Annotated in this window: 7 protein-coding genes; 4 read left to right on the top strand and 3 right to left on the bottom strand. The window is 54.8% G+C overall.

Annotation, left to right across the window (positions count from 1 at the left end):
* Positions 1–43: 43 nt before the first annotated feature.
* The 3 genes from KK062_RS27875 (at position 44) to KK062_RS27865 (ending at position 4161) form a co-directional block, all read left to right on the top strand.
* Entirely contained in the window at positions 44–1669 is a 1626-nt protein-coding gene (locus KK062_RS27875; protein ID WP_254087673.1) for a GH35 family beta-galactosidase, read from the top strand.
* 1 nt (position 1670) lies between these two features.
* Entirely contained in the window at positions 1671–3599 is a 1929-nt protein-coding gene (locus tag KK062_RS27870) for a sialate O-acetylesterase (protein WP_254087672.1), read from the top strand.
* 166 nt (positions 3600–3765) lie between these two features.
* The gene (locus tag KK062_RS27865; protein ID WP_254087671.1) at positions 3766–4161 is read left to right on the top strand and encodes a hypothetical protein; all 396 of its coding nucleotides are present in this window, start codon (positions 3766–3768) and stop codon (positions 4159–4161) included.
* 67 nt (positions 4162–4228) lie between these two features.
* Here KK062_RS27865 and KK062_RS27860 read toward each other — a convergent pair whose 3' ends face one another.
* Both KK062_RS27860 and KK062_RS27855 read right to left on the bottom strand, forming a co-directional pair.
* The gene (locus KK062_RS27860) at positions 4229–7180 is read right to left on the bottom strand and encodes a ligand-binding sensor domain-containing protein (protein WP_254087670.1); all 2952 of its coding nucleotides are present in this window, start codon (positions 7178–7180) and stop codon (positions 4229–4231) included.
* 129 nt (positions 7181–7309) lie between these two features.
* Positions 7310–10246, bottom strand: a complete 2937-nt coding sequence (locus KK062_RS27855; protein WP_254087669.1) for a PKD domain-containing protein — start codon at positions 10244–10246, stop codon at positions 7310–7312.
* 537 nt (positions 10247–10783) lie between these two features.
* On the opposite strand from KK062_RS27855, the gene KK062_RS27850 reads away from it, so the two are divergent.
* Positions 10784–13204 carry an ABC transporter permease gene (locus tag KK062_RS27850; protein WP_254087668.1) on the top strand — a complete coding sequence of 807 codons (2421 nt, stop codon included), beginning with the start codon at positions 10784–10786 and terminating at the stop codon, positions 13202–13204.
* A gap of 27 nt (positions 13205–13231) precedes the next feature.
* On the opposite strand, the gene KK062_RS27845 is transcribed toward KK062_RS27850, so the two are convergent.
* On the bottom strand, positions 13232–15391 hold a 2160-nt coding region (locus KK062_RS27845; RefSeq protein WP_254087667.1), incomplete at its 5' end, for a beta-L-arabinofuranosidase domain-containing protein.

The raw sequence follows: 15391 nt of genomic DNA, 5'->3' as shown, positions 1-15391 counted from the left end.
GAAGGTCGTTACCTTCCTTCACTTTTTTTAACGTATCTTCCTTATGATGAAACACCTGTTTATATACTACATGCTCGTTGTACTTGCCGGCGCGGTTACCGCCGGGGCGCAGTCGCTGCCGTCTTTGCAGCGTCAGGGCTCTGCAGGCCACTTGATGGTAAATGGTAAACCTTTTTTGGTACTCGGTGGTGAGCTCGGTAACTCCAGCGCGTCGAGCGCCGACTATATGCGCCCCATTTGGAAAAAGCTCCGGGCTATGCACTGCAACACGGTGTTGGCGCCTGTATATTGGGAGCTGATCGAGCCCGTCCAGGGGAAGTTTGACTTCACGACCGTCGATAGCTTGCTTGCCGGCGCACGCCGACACAGTATAAAGATCGTCTTCCTGTGGTTTGGCAGTTGGAAGAACAGTATGTCGTGCTATGTGCCGGCGTGGGTCAAGAAAGATTACAAGACGTACCCGCGTGCGTACGACGAACGGGGCCTGGCGCAGGAGATCCTTACGCCGTTTAGTGCCGATAACCTGCGTGCCGATGTGGACGCCTTTCGCGCCCTGATGAAGCACATTCGTGAGCACGATGAGAAATACCAAACCGTCATCATGATCCAGGTGGAGAACGAGATCGGCATACTGCCCAGTGCCCGTGATTATCATCCGCAGGCGACGAAGGCCTTTCACCAGCCTGTACCGACGGCGTTGATGCAATACCTGCAACAACACAAAAAGAGCCTGGCGCCGGCGTTGGCGGAAGCCTGGAGAAAGAACGGCTCCCGCACTTCCGGCACCTGGGAGGAGGTATTTGGCAAGGGCCTGGCAACAGACGAAATGTTTATCGCCTGGCATTTCGCCCTCTTTGCCAATCAGGTAGCGCTGGAGGGTAAGAAAGTATACCCGTTGCCGATGTTTGTCAATGCCGCGCTGAACCGGCCCAACGTAAAGCCGGGTGGTTATCCGAGTGGAGGTCCGCTGCCGCACATCATCGACATTTGGAAGGCGGCCACGCCAGCGATCGACTTGTTGTCCCCCGATTTCTATAATCCGGATTTTATCCATTGGAACGACCTATACACGCGTCCGGATAATGCGTTGTTTATTCCCGAGATCCGGTTCGAGCCGTCTGTGTCGGCGAAGGTTTTTTATGCGCTCGGCCACTACCAGGCTATTGGCTTTTCACCGTTCTCTATTGAGTCGACCGATACACCCGAAAATGAGCCGATTGGCAAGAGCTACCAGGTTCTCACTCAGTTGATGCCACTGCTTTGTCAGCACCAGGGCAAACCCACACTGGATGGCGTGCTGCTCGACAAACGCTCGGATGCCGATACGCTCACGTTTGGGAACTATACTTTTATTGTAAAGCATGACTATACATTGGGATGGTCACCGGGCGCGAAGGAGGAGAACTGGCCGCAGGCTGGGGGGCTGATTATTCAAACGGCGCCCAATGAGTTTATCGTAGCCGGCACCGGTATTGTCGTAAGCTTTGTGTCGGCGCAGCCGAGCAAGGGCAGGACCGGCATTCTTAGCATCGAGGAAGGCGGGTATCGGGAAGGCCATTGGAACCCCGGTCGCACGATGAACGGCGATCAGAGCCACCAGGGACGGCACCTGCGCTTTCCCGTCGGCGAGTATGGGATACAGAAATTGTCATTATACCAATACAAATAAGATGCGGTGGATCATCGTTGTATTTGCAATCTGTCTGTTGAGCAACACGTGGGTATCGGCACAGGTAAGGTTGCCCGCCATCGTGCGCGACAGCATGGTGGTGCAACGCGATACGAGGTTAAAGATTTGGGGATGGGCGTCGCCGGGTGAGCGTGTACAGGTTGTACTGAACAAGAGGCGATACAACGCGACTGCGGAAGCGGATGGTACGTGGGCGGTTTGGGTTGCGCCGTTACAGGCGGGTGGTCCCTATATGCTCGATATTCAAGGCAGCAATACGATCACTTTGCGTAATATCCTGGCCGGTGACGTATGGCTCTGTGCAGGGCAATCCAATATGGTGCACTCTCTGGCGTTGCACCGGGAGCGTTATGCGAAAGAGATTGCACAGGCAAACTATCCCCAGATTCGGAACTTCACGGTGCCGGTGGCGGCTACTCTGCAGGGACCTCGTGAAACGCTGTCGGGTGGCCGGTGGAAGTCCGCGAATCCATCCGATGTAAAAGGCTTCTCGGTGGTGGCTTATTTCTTCGCGCGGGCGCTATACGAGAAGTACCGTGTGCCGGTCGGCATCATTCATGCCAGCGTGGGAGGGTCGCCGATCGAAACGTGGACGAGCGAAGAAGGGTTGCGCGCATTTCCGGAGACAATGGTTGTGCTTCAACAGAATAAAGATAGTGCGTATGTCAATCGCATGAACCGGGATGCAGGCGCGCGTCACGATGCCTGGGAGCGTGTTGTTCGTTCGGAGGCTGGATTTTCGGTAACGGCTCCGGACGAGACAAAGACAAAGGACTGGCGGGCGATTTATGTGCCTGGATATTGGGAGGATCAAGGCGTCCAGGATCTTGATGGTATTGTGCGTTATCGCCGCGAGATCGTGTTGCCGGCTTCGGCTGCCGGGAAAGCGGCGCGTTTGGCGCTCGGGCGTATTGTCGATGCCGACGATGTGTATATTAACGGTGTGGCCGTTGGCCATACGGGTTATCAATATCCCCAGCGCCGTTATTCGGTGCCCGCGGGGGTGTTAAAGGCAGGTAAAAATATACTGACTGTACGCGTAACGAACTATCATGGCAAAGGCGGCTTTGTGCCGGATAAGCCGTATCGATTGATCGTAGAGAATGACACGGTCGATCTGACTGGCTACTGGCGGTATAAGGTTGACGTTGTGTTTCATGTACCCGAACCCGTTGCTGAAACGATACCGCCACGTTCTCAACCGGCGGCGTTGTTTAACGGGATGATTGCGCCGCTGACATCGTATGCTATCAAGGGGATAGTTTGGTACCAGGGAGAGAGCAATACCAGTGATGCCGGGGAATATCGCAAGCTTCTTCCAGCATTGATTGCCGACTGGCGGCGACAATGGCGGCATGACGATCTGCCATTTTTGTTTGTGCAGCTTCCCAACTTTAACGAAATGAACTATCTGCCGGAGGAGAGTCAATGGGCTTCTTTGCGGGAGGCACAGCGTCAGGCGTTGCGCGTGCCGCGTACGGCGATGGTTGTTACGATCGATCTGGGGGAATGGAATGATATCCATCCTGGTAATAAAAGGCCTATTGGTGAGCGATTGGCGTTGGCGGCGAGAAGGCTGGTGTATGATGATCGGCAGGTTGTGAGCTCGGGGCCTGTATTTCAACAGGCGCGGGCGGAGGGACGATCGATTATTCTTTCGTTTAGTGAAACGGGTACAGGATTGACGACGAGTGACGGCGAGGCGCCGGGGCAGTTCGCTGTGGCGGGGATGGATAAGGTGTTTAAGTGGGCTGAGGCCAGGATTGTTAATAATGAGGTCGTGGTTTCGAGTGAGTTTGTTGAGCAGCCAGTATATATTCGGTATGCGTGGGGGGATAATCCCGCGAAGGCGAATCTTGTTAATCGGGAGGGGTTGCCGGCTTCGCCGTTTGAGGACCGGTTATTCTAGTCCGGATTTGTCAATTGGTTGACCGTCAACGTACTCCCTGGCGGCCATAGTGTTTGATTATCGACGAGAATCAGGCAGTCACAGAAAAAGTTGGAATTACTCTAAAACTCACTGCGTTCAGTCGAATATATTTACCAATAAAACTACCAAACCAGGACAAAATAAGATGAAGATCTGGAAAGAAAAGCCCAGCAAACAAGAAGTGGAAGAATTCCTGACGGAATATTTCAAACATCTGCAGCATGGTGAATTGAAAAACGTACAAGAGCTAACGACTCATGCTTATTCCGATTGGCTGGACACCCTGTATGTAGTTTGGCAAGATCACTACCTGATACACGAGATTCCTACGGACAGCTCCTTTGAAGGAAAGGAATGGCTTACCAAGCTGGATTGGCTGAACGATCTGACCATCAAACCAGAGATGGAATGGTTGGACGATAATACAGTTTGGGTAGACTTTATCTACAAAGGCGAACCGTCAGGCTATATAGGAGAGTTCAGGCTGAAACATGATGAAAATGGATACTTCATGGAACGCGTAATTTTTAAAATGGCATAAAGTACGCGGGCCCTACACGCCGGTTTGGAGACTGGCTGCAGTTTCAGAACTGCCGGCAGTCTCCAGACTAATATCGCAGAATAAAGTCCGTCAGGTTTACATGCGGATCCAGATTCATCTTCTTTCGTATCCGGTATCGGCTGGCTTCTACGCCGCGCACCGTTAGATTTAACAGCGGTGCAATCTCTTTCGTCGCCAAATTCAACTTGAGGTAAGAAATCAGTTTAATGTCGTTGTGCGTCAATCCCGGGTATTCGCGCCGCAGGCGCGCCAGGAAGTCCTGGTGAATTTGATTGAAGTGATGCTCGAATTGCTCCCATCGGTTTTCTACTGTTAGTTCTCCGGCGATGGCGCGGAGGATTCTTTTTAGGTGGTTGCGCGCTTCGGGGTCTTGCACGGCTTCCAGCGCTGCGTATAGATCGCTCTTTACTTTTTGGAGTGTTTCGAAGCTGTGCACGATGTGCATGGCGGATGAGGCGAGCTCCTGATTTTTATGCGCCAGTGCATGTTCCAGCTTTTCGTGGTTTAGTTTGATGACTTCTTTTTCTGCTCGTAGCACGGCTTCCTGATGCGTGGCTTCTTGTAGACGTATGGCTTTCTGCCGTGCCCGTTGCCCGCTGCGGTAGCCCCACTGTAACAGCAACGCCGATACGACCAGGTATCCGGCGTATGCCCAATAAGAACGATACCAGGGAGGGAGAATACTAAAAGTGTAGACTGCTTCCGACCCGGCACGATGGTATAGGTCCTGGCTTTTCACATGAAAGGTGTAACGCCCCTCCGGCAGATCAGTATATGCTTGTGCGGTGTGTTTCGTCCAGGGTGACCATTGTGCGTCGTATCCTTCTAGTCTATACTGATACTGCACATGTTCGGGATCTTCATATGACGTTGCCGAGAAGGAAAAACGAAGTGCATTGCGCGCATAGGGCAGCGTGGGTGTATCGCCTGATGTAGCTGCCGTCGCATCCGCGGACGAACCGCCCGATAGGAGGGAGTCGCCGCCTGCGGTAATGACCACGCTGCGGATCAACGTGGTGAACGTACGATCCGTGTCGAAAACAAATCCCGGGTCGAAGTGCACAAAGCCATCGTCTGTGCCGATGATCACGTGGCGGGCACTATGCGGCGCAATATGCTCAAAGCCGCCGACTAAACGACGCTGCAGTTTATTGAAGATCGTGCGTGTACTTTCATAATGCTGGCCGTTGCGTTTGCGCAGGATGCCCAGGTCGTCGCCGGAGGCAAACCAGATATTGCCTTCGCGATCTTCTACCAGCTTTCGCGTGTGGCCCTCGGCGCCGAGGGCCTCCACCAGCGCGGCATGGGGTACAAATGTGTCGCGGCCGGCGTCGTACGAATAGATCCCTCGTTGGCCGGTAAAGACAAGCTCGTGGCTGACTTGAAAAACATTGATAAAGACATTCGACGGGAAGCCGTTGCGTGCGTTGTAGAACTGTACATCGCGTACCTGGCGCAAGTCGTCGGTCAGGGTAATGCGGTATAACCCCAGGTAGCCATGCGCCACCCAAAGGTTGCCCGCCGCGTCTTGTTCGATGACGCGCGCCGACTCTTCGAACCCGCGGATCTTCCACCGGAATGTCGGCTGATCACCGATCATCTGGTACAGGCGCAGGCCGTCGTAGGCACCGCAGAGCAAATACCCCGGCCGCTTCGCCAGCGGCTGCACCAGCCACGCTCCTGCGGGACCTTCGCAACGTTTTGCCGTAGGGCCGTCCACAGTATAGACGCCGTTGTTGTGTGTCAGGAGCAGCGTGTTGCCGATCTTTTGCAAGTTGTAGGTTTGACCGGCAGTCCCTTCTACCAGTCGGAAGGGGGAAGGCGTTAGCGGATTGTTGTTCGGGGTCCAGGGCTTATAGTATAACCCTTCGCTCGTGCCGGCATAGAAGATGTTGCCATCTACCCAGGAAGTAAACCCGGCGCCCGCCAGTCCGCTTGCCGTCGACAAGCGTGTAAACGGAGAATTGATCTCGACGTAGTCGATGCCATCGCGCAAGGCCAGCCATACATTGCCATTGTTGTCGGGGTATATATACTCGATGCCGTTGTGCTGCAGGCCGTTGTCGCGGTGCAGGTGTAGTCGTGGAGTGCCATCGTCGCTGAGCATCAGCATGCCGTGGTGGGATGAGCCGAGGATATACCCGCCGGCTACGGCCGCGGCGCATACTACAGTGTTATTCCGAAAGAAAGGTATGCTTTCCGGTGACCACGGCGTAAAACCGCTGTAGCCGTCGTACATGAATAATCCGTGTTGCTGGGTCGCTAACAGGATGCGATTGCCCGGGGCCGGGAGCATGCCCGTGATGTTATCGCGTGCCAGGGCCTCGCTGTGCGGCACCGTCACAAGTTCCTGATCCTTAAACTCTGCAATTCCCTGGCGCTGCCGGCAGACGAAGAGACGGCGGCTTACATAGAAGTAGGAGGTGAGCCCGGCGGCCTCCGGGTCCAGCGGGAAGAACCGGATGGAGTCATGTTGCCAGGTATAGAGTCCGGCGGTTGTACAGAATACGACGCCGTGTTCGGTGACCAGTATTTTCCAGACGTCGGCAAAGGCTTGTTCGGTGGGTTTGATGCGCGACCGAAGTGATACAAAGGTCGGCTCGCCGTGTGCGTCGGGTTGCAGGTATCCGAAGTCGGCCTGACCACCGTAATATACCGTGCCATTTTTGTCGAGCGCGAGTGAGCGGACCACGGTGCGATTGGGGAGCGGCGTGCTGCGCCAGGTGTTGCCGTCAAACTGCAACAGGTTATAGTTGTTCGCCACGTACACGACGCCCCGACGGTCTTGCACTATGCTCCAATTAAACGGCGACGAGCCGTAGTCCTGGCGGCTGTAGTGACGAATGTAGGGAATTCCTTCGGGCGGTGTCTGGGCGAAGGCCGGGATCATCGCCGGCAGCCATACGGCAAGAATAAAGCAGACGAGCTTCCGGTGCGTAGCCGGAAATACAAAGTGGTCCATAACGTGGTCGGTTGTCGTATTGAAAATACGCAGCATTTCGATTATTTTCTCCACGAAGAACGGCCTGTTGCGCGGGGGAGGGAATGAGCTGGATTTGCGGCCGGTGTAAAAAAAGAAGCCGGAGACGCACGATACGCACGCCTCCGGCTGCAACGGTCGGGGAGACTATAATTTAATCAATTTCTTCTGCACGTTTTGGGCGCCACGGCGGTAGCGTACCACATAGATTCCGGCGGGCAGGTGGCCAATGCTCACCGCCTGGTTTTCCACACGCTGTGTATACTGACGCGCCCCTGTCGTTGACAGGAAGCCGACCTCTGTGCCGTCGGCCAGGCCTTCGATGCGCAGGACGTCGTGGGCCGGGTTGGGATAAAAGAAAACCGGGTCTTCTTCGGCCAGCACCGGGGTGATGCTTTCCGGTGCGGCCGTGCGGGCACCGGCGGCCGTGCCGTAAACTTCCAGCTCATAGATGGAGTAGCCGTAGGGCGTGCCGCGGGTGGTGCCATAGACGCGTACATAGCGGCCTGAGCCCGACAATCCCGTCAGGTCGTTGACCAGGGCGGTATTGCCCGTCACTGTGCGGAGCGGCGACCAGGTAGATGCATTCGGCGATACTTCAACAACGTAGTCGCGGCCATAGGCTGCCTCCCAGGTGATCTTCACTTGTGAGATGGAGTATGTGGCGCCCAGGTCTACATAAAGCCACTGCGGGTCGCTAAATACGCTGCTCCAGCGGCTTGTCGCCACACCATCCACGGCCGCGCTGCCGGGCGTGCCAACGGCTTCGATAGACGATACGGTGACGGGCTTCAACAACGCCAGGTTGACGGTCGCGGCGGGGTTTACGGTAAGCGTAACGTCGTCGCCGGCCGTGAGTGCACCGTTGTCGGTTACGGTCAGGCGGAATACATAGGTACCGGCGACCAGACCGCTCACCGATAAGGTGGCTGTGGCGGTGCCGCCCAGTGTGGGTGTGTTGGGACCGCTGACGCGTGTCCAGGCATAGCTGCTGATGGTACCGTCGCTGTCAGTACCGCTGCCGTTGAATGTGGTGCTGTTCGTGGGAAGCGTAATGGTTTTGTCGGCACCGGCATTTGCGACAGGGGCTACATTGCTGCCGCCGTTGTCGGGTTCGGCTGTGCCGCCTCCCGTGATATAAATGTTGTCCAGCGCGATATTTGCAATGTTGCCTGTGCCCAGGATCTGCAACAGCTGCGTTACTTCCATCAGGTTGACCGATTCATATAATTGGCTCAGTGGAATTTGGATCGTTTGCCAGGTGCCGTTGCGTACGAATCCATACGGTGTTTGTCCGGGTTCAAACGCAATCCACTTCTGGCCTTCGCCGTCGCGGGTACCGCTCTTCATGCCCAGGTAAAAGGGTGTGGTGGTATCCGACGTTTTCAACGACAGCACCAGCCGGGCCGATGTGTTTTTGTATGCCGTGAGGTTGTGTACGTTGTTCGGTGTAAAGGCCGCGCCAAACCAGCCTTTGTTGTTGTGGGTGAACGACAATACGCTGCTGCCTTCCGAAGGTGTCGTGGCCAGCGGGGTCAATGTATTCTCCCATACAAAGAAGTTCCCATCGGTGCCGAGGTCAAAACGGTCTACGCCGGTTTGCGTGTCGCTGTACAGTATATAGTTGCCGTTTTGCGGAGTGACCTTGGTGCCGTCCTGCCAATAGATGTTGTCGACGGCAAACGTGACAGCCGACGAAGGTGCATCGCCCACGAGGTAAAACATGGTGTTGATGGAACGGAACTCGACGTTGCCAAAGGCACTGATCGGGATTACCACTTCATGCCACTGACCGTCGCGTACTAAACCATACTGCGTTGCACCGGCCGGGTCGAGGCGTACGGTCTTGCTTTGTGTGCTCGCCTGGGCGTTGCCGTTGGCGGTGCTGATCACACCGATCGACATGGGCCACGACGATGTGGTCTTCATCTGGAAGCGCAATGTACCGTCAATAAAGTTCTGCATGTTCTTGACGTTTGTCGCGCCTGTAGGGATGCCCAGACCAAACCAGTTGCCCGGGTTGGCGGTAAATGACAGCACGGCTGATCCTTCCTGTGGTGTAGTAGGTGCAGCGGTCAGGTTGCTCCAGACATCGATCGTCGGGCTGGCACCAAGCGAGGCTGTTACCGGTGTCGTTTCGGTGAAGACACCAAACGTGCCGGTTTGCCGTGGCAGGTTCTTGGCCTGGAATGTTTGGGTGTTGGCATTCGCGTATACGCGCACATAGTCGACGATCATTTGCGCCGGCATCGGCGCGGTGATTTGTGCAGGGTTGGTGATGCCCACAAAGTTACTGCCGCCGACCGCGAGGTTTAGAATTACATAATAGGGATTCGTGGTGAACTCGGTGAAGTTGGGATCGCCGGCAGGAATGTTGAAGGTATAGAACTGTACGTTGTCGACGTAGCCGAGAATTTGTGTCGGCGTCCACGTTATTTTGAAGACGTGGAAGTCGTCGTAGAAGTTACCGGCGATGGTGTTGCTGCCGGTGGCGGAGGCATTGCCCCACCAGCCATTGCCCGGCGCATTGGGGTCGATCTCCTGGAAGTTGTCCTGGAACCAGTGTACCGTCGAGTGACTCTTGTGGTTGGCGACGTTGGTCTGCCAGTCGGTTTGAAAACCGGCTTCGAGAATGTCGATCTCCCCGGAGCGTGGCCAGCCATCGGTTGGATAGTTGGCACCCAGCATCCAGAAGGCGGGCCACAGGCCGTTCTGCAAGTTGGGCAGTTTAATGCGGGCCTGGATGGTGCCGTACCTGACGTTAAATTTTCCCGAGGTGACAATGCGCCCGGAAGTAAATTGACGGTTGTCCGGGGGAACGCCGTAGTTCTCGCGGCGGGCTTCGATCACCAGGTAGCCTGTGTCGGCGGCATTGGTTTTGGAACCGACAAAGACGTTCGACTCGCCTGAAGTATAATACTGTAGCTCGCCGTTGCCAAAGCCCGTGCCACCTACTTCGTAGGTCCATTTTTCGGCGTCAAGCCGGGGCTGCGAAAATTCGTCCGACCACACGAGGGTCTGCGCAAAAGCTGGCGACCCACCGGCGGCCAGCAGTAAAAATAGAATCCGATAAAAGTGTCTCATACGCGTAGTTGTTTAAGAATTTTTCAGGAAGCAATGCTGTACGATTATACCGGAGAATTAAGGTATATTGCGTCACTGCCCGCTATCGCATCAAAGATGTTTCTTGCTGCGACCGAAAAGAAAAAAGTAGCCTGCACAACACTACGCCGGTACTACGTCAACACTACTGCATTTTTCAGGATTGCCAATAAACAGATTGTGTATTGTTGTTTTCGAAATAAAGACCGACCGGCATTGTTATTTTGTAAAAGTGGTGCGACCGATTGCGAGACTGAAGGGTTTAATGTGGATGCTTATGCGCTTTAGCACCATTGCCTGCGCTTGATGCCTGGCATGCGACACGCCGTAACCAGTGGTCATTAGATCTACATCGGTCGAGCTTCCTCGACAGTCTGAAGACTGCCATTGGAACAGGTCCAAGTCGCCCTCCCTTCGGTCGGAAGACTTGAACCAGGTAAATTCAAATAAATTATGTTGCTTCTGTAACCATGGGGGAAACGTGCGGTATTTGTTTTATCGTACCCTAAAGTTTAACCCATGCTCCGTAACTTCATTGTCGTGGCGCTACGCAACCTGCGGCGCAATAAGGTCTTTTCGCTGATCAACATCGTGGGCTTGTCCGTTGGTGTGGCCTGCTGCCTGTTGTTGGTATTGTATGTGCAGGATGAACTGCGTTACGATACTTATCACCGCGACGGTGAACGCGTATTTCGTATCACGTCGAGCTCAAACCTGAGCGATTTTAAACCTTATCCGCGTACATCGCCGCCCATTGCCTGGGGTATAAAAGACGAAGTGCCGGAGTTTGAGACGGTGGCACGGATCGTAAGCCCGCCCAACGTTACGCTCAACCTGGTGCGGTATGAGGATAAAATGTTCTACGAGCCTGACGGTTACCTGGCCGACTCGACCATTATGTCGGTGCTGACGTTTCCTTTTCTGGAAGGCAATCCTGCGAAAGCATTGGCACACCCCAACAGCGTGGTCATTAGTGAGACCATGGCCCACAAGCTGTTTGGTAATGAATCTGCCCTTGGTAAAGTATTGAACATCAATCAGGGCGGTCCGGCGGTGGATTTCACCGTGACGGGGGTGATGCAGCCACCGGCGAACAGTCACCTGCGGATAAACTTCTTCGCCTCTATGACAAGCGACGGTTGGGGGGAGTATGTACGCAGGGAAGATGTGGCCGATGAATGGGCCGGGCAGAATTTTATGAACGCGTATGTCAAGCTGCGGCCGGGCTATTCGCTGCCCGATGTGATTGCCAAGATGAATACAGCTTTTCAGCAGCATGGCGCGTCAGACCTGAAGCAATTGGGTGTGCAAAAGAACCTGGGCCTGGAGCCGCTGGAGGATATATACCTGTACTCTTCGACCGATAAGACACCCCGCATTCGTTACTTGTACGTGGTGGGGTCTATTGCGGCTTTTATCTTGTTGATCGCCTGTATCAACTTTATGAATCTCTCGACGGCCAAGGCGGCACAACGTGCAATTGAAGTAGGGTTGCGGAAATCGCTTGGTGCGCCGCGTGGATTGCTGATCCGACAGTTCCTGAGCGAGACGTTGTTGATCGTCGCGATTGCCATGATCATTAGTTGCATGTTGGTGCCACTGGTGTTGCCGGTCTTTAATCAACTTACCGGCAAGGAGATTCACCTGGAAACGTCTGGTCTTGGATTGACGGCGCTTTGCCTGCTGGCGATTACAATTGTTACCGGTTTGGTCGCGGGGAGCTACCCGGCGTTTTATTTGTCTTCCTTCCAGCCGGCGGGTATTCTCAAGGGCCGTGCGGCGCTGCCCACGGGAGGGAGCCTGCTACGCCGAACGCTGGTGGTGTCTCAATTCGTCATAGCTATAACATTGGCGTGTGGCATGATCATCGTCTCGCGCCAGTTGAATTTTATGCAGGAACAAGACCTGGGCATCGATACGACGCACAAGATCGTCTTACCGTTGCGCACTGACAGTGGGAAACAACAGTACGCGCCCCTGAGCGAGGCTATCGGGAAGACGGCGTCGGTGTCGGGTGTGACCGGTACGACGTATCTCCCGGGCAGCCCCATCTTTTCCGACTTTGGACTGTATCCGGCGGGGAGTAGTATGGAGAAGGCTGTATTGGTGCACAACAGCTGGGTGGAACCCAATTATCTCCAGGTAATGGGTATACCGCTCGTGGCCGGCCATAACTTTGCGTCTACACGGGATGAAGAATCCTGGCGCAGGGTGATCGTAAACGAAGAAGCGGTACGGCAACTGGGCCTCACCAGCGAGTCGATCGTCGGCAATTTGCTCTATTTTGATTGGCAGGGGGAGCAATATAAGTTCGAGGTGATCGGTGTCATGAAAGACTACCATCAGATCAGCTTGCGGGAAAAGATATATCCTATTCTCCTGCGCGTTCAGTCTGAGGGCGAACTTGATTTTCTTATTGCCGAAGTAAAGGGCGGTAACATTGACCAGTCGCTGGCCGCGTTTGAAAGCGCCTGGAAGACGGTCATTACCGATGCGCCATTTGAGTATAGCTTCCTCGACGAGAATATTCAAAAACAATATACCGACGATAAGCGTGTCGCCGGCGTCATCAATACTTTTACTGTTATCGCGATGGTCATATCCTGTCTGGGGTTGTATGGCTTGTCGGGGTTTATGGCCGAGAAGCGCTTCCGCGAGATTGGCGTGCGCAAGGTGCTGGGCGCCAGCGTGCGGCAGATAGTGGTGATGATGTCGGGCGAGTTTGTACGGCTGGTGCTGATTGCGTTTGTATTGGCTGTGCCGCTATCGTTGTACGGCATCAATTTATGGCTCGATGGCTTTGCCTATAAAGTTTCGCCGGATGTGACGTTGTTTGCGCTGGCCGGAGGGGTGGCGCTGCTCATCGCCGTGTTGACCATCAGCTTCGAATCGATCCGGGCGGCGTCAGGTAACCCTGTCGATGCGCTGCGTGACCAATAGGGTCACGCAACGCAAACAAGGTATAGATCATTGGCCGGCACGCTGCGCCGATACTTTCTCATAGATAACAGTCTTGCCGGATGGGTCGCTCGTGTCGGTGCCGCTGTATTGCCGCAGGCCGATGGCGCCGGAGGCATACGTAGCGTCGGACACCGTGATCTGTGGTGTGGTCATATCGTCCAGGTATACCTGGATGCGATTGCCTTCGGCAACGACGCGGAGGTGATAGGCTTTGTTTTTTGTGATGGTGGCCGGAATTTCTTTCAACGACTGCCAGGCATTGTTGGACTTGCCCAGAATCAAGCTGCCTTTTGTACTGATTGCCGCATAGTAGCCCTTATAGGCATCGACGCCCACGGCCGGGGAGGATGCCCGGAATAACACACCGCCTTCGGTCGCATCGTTCAGGATTGTGACGGTGGCATCCAGGGTAAGGTTGTCGAAATTTGTAGTAGAGACGACCGATTTGGCGCCGTCGAGATTATAAGACTCCGAGAAGTATTTACCACCGGCTTGTTGCCAGCCACCGCCGAAATTGACCCACGGGTTTTTACCGTCGGCCGTAAATGGGTCAGTGAAGGTTTGTTGCTCCGGCTTCACCGTTGGACCGATCAACGGAAAATAGGTGACACGGATACGCTGGGCGCCGAAGGGCACCAGGGTGATGGTTTCTTCCGGTCCCGTAGGTCGAGCGTTGAGCGGTGGCTCAGCAGCGTGTACGCCATTGGCGGCCAGTCCCCAATCCGCTACTTTCCGCGCTTTTACTTTTAACCGCACCGGCGTGGTCTCCGGGCGGAATGGATTCTCCGGCATGGCGGTACGCTCCAGCGTGATGCTTTTGGCAGGCGACTGCGGGTCGATCACCAGACCATAGTTCCAGTCATTTGCCGGCAACACTTCGTACTCGCTAAAATCAATACCGTCAAAGGTGTGCTCTTTCTTACGCTTCCACTGCTCCTCCATCTGTAAGGTGTAGACCAACGGACCGTGTTCAATACCGACGGAGTGGTTAACCCAGGTTGACGTCTGCAACGTCATCGCCAGGTCGAGCACAACCTTGTCGTTGTTCTTCCAGGTTCTGGTGATGGTATAATACGTTCCGGGCGTTACACCCTTTTGCTCTTTACCATTAACTTTTACGACCGGCTTAGCACACCAGGCTGGTATACGCAACTGCAGCGGGAAGGACGTGGCACGGTCGATTGCAATGGTAAACCGTATTTGCTCTTCGAAGGGATATGCGGTGTCTTCGGTAATTGTCACCGGTATACCTTTTGCCACCTTTGCCTGTACACGGCTGGGCGCGTAGACAGCGGCGGCCAGGCCATTATCGGGAGTCGCCATCCAGCAGTGCTGGGTATATTTGGGCCATGCCATGTGCAGGTTGAAGCGGCAACAGGGGTAACCCGAATAGGGGCCGGGTACGACGCCGTTGGCGTAATCCTGACCAAAGCCGTTGGGGGCATCTTTGCTTTGCACCTGGTTGGGCAGCGTGTAGTACTGGTGTTGACGGAAGTCCGGACTGATGCCTGCCGGTAGCTGGTTGAACGCGATCTTTTCCAGCTCGTCGCCAATGGCGGCATCGCCCAAAATGCGCAGCGCGATTTCGTCGCAGAACATGCGCTCGGCCGTGCTGCAAAGCTCTACGCCTTGTATAGAAGCGTTGCCGGCAAGAAACTCGGTGCACGAGTTCATGCCTGTAATGTGGGTATGGTAGGGCTGCAGGTTTTTGATGCCTTTCAGGAAAGCATCTTTGTCTTTGGCGGCGTGTGTTTGCTGGTAAAAGACCGGTCCGTATTTATAGGCCTGTGCTACGTTTACCCCGTGCTTGGGGAAGAAGTCGCTGTGAAAGTCCGTGAGGAATGTGTTCTGTGAAAAGATGTCGGTATAATTATAGGCTTGTGCTTTGATCTTGCCGGCCAGTGTCAGCAGAAAGGCATCGCCGGTGCGGTTGTAGAGCCAGAAGATCACGTCGACGTTGTCGGCGGCGCGGGCGCTGGCCCATTCTTTCAGCGGACGTTGGTCGAGCTCGGCCAGTTGGTATTGGAAGTATCGCGTCAGAAAGGGAACAACGCGTGCGTCCTGGGTGGCTTCCTGGTAGTCGCACAAGGCGTAGAGCAGGGGCATGCGGGCCCACCAGTCGCGGGTGGTCCTGTCGCTTTTACACATCTCCGAGCCCCCGAGCCG

This window comes from Dawidia cretensis, assembly GCF_018598175.1.
Lineage (GTDB): Bacteria > Bacteroidota > Bacteroidia > Cytophagales > Cyclobacteriaceae > Ohtaekwangia > Ohtaekwangia cretensis.
This window is presented reverse-complemented; position numbering and strand designations above follow the sequence as displayed.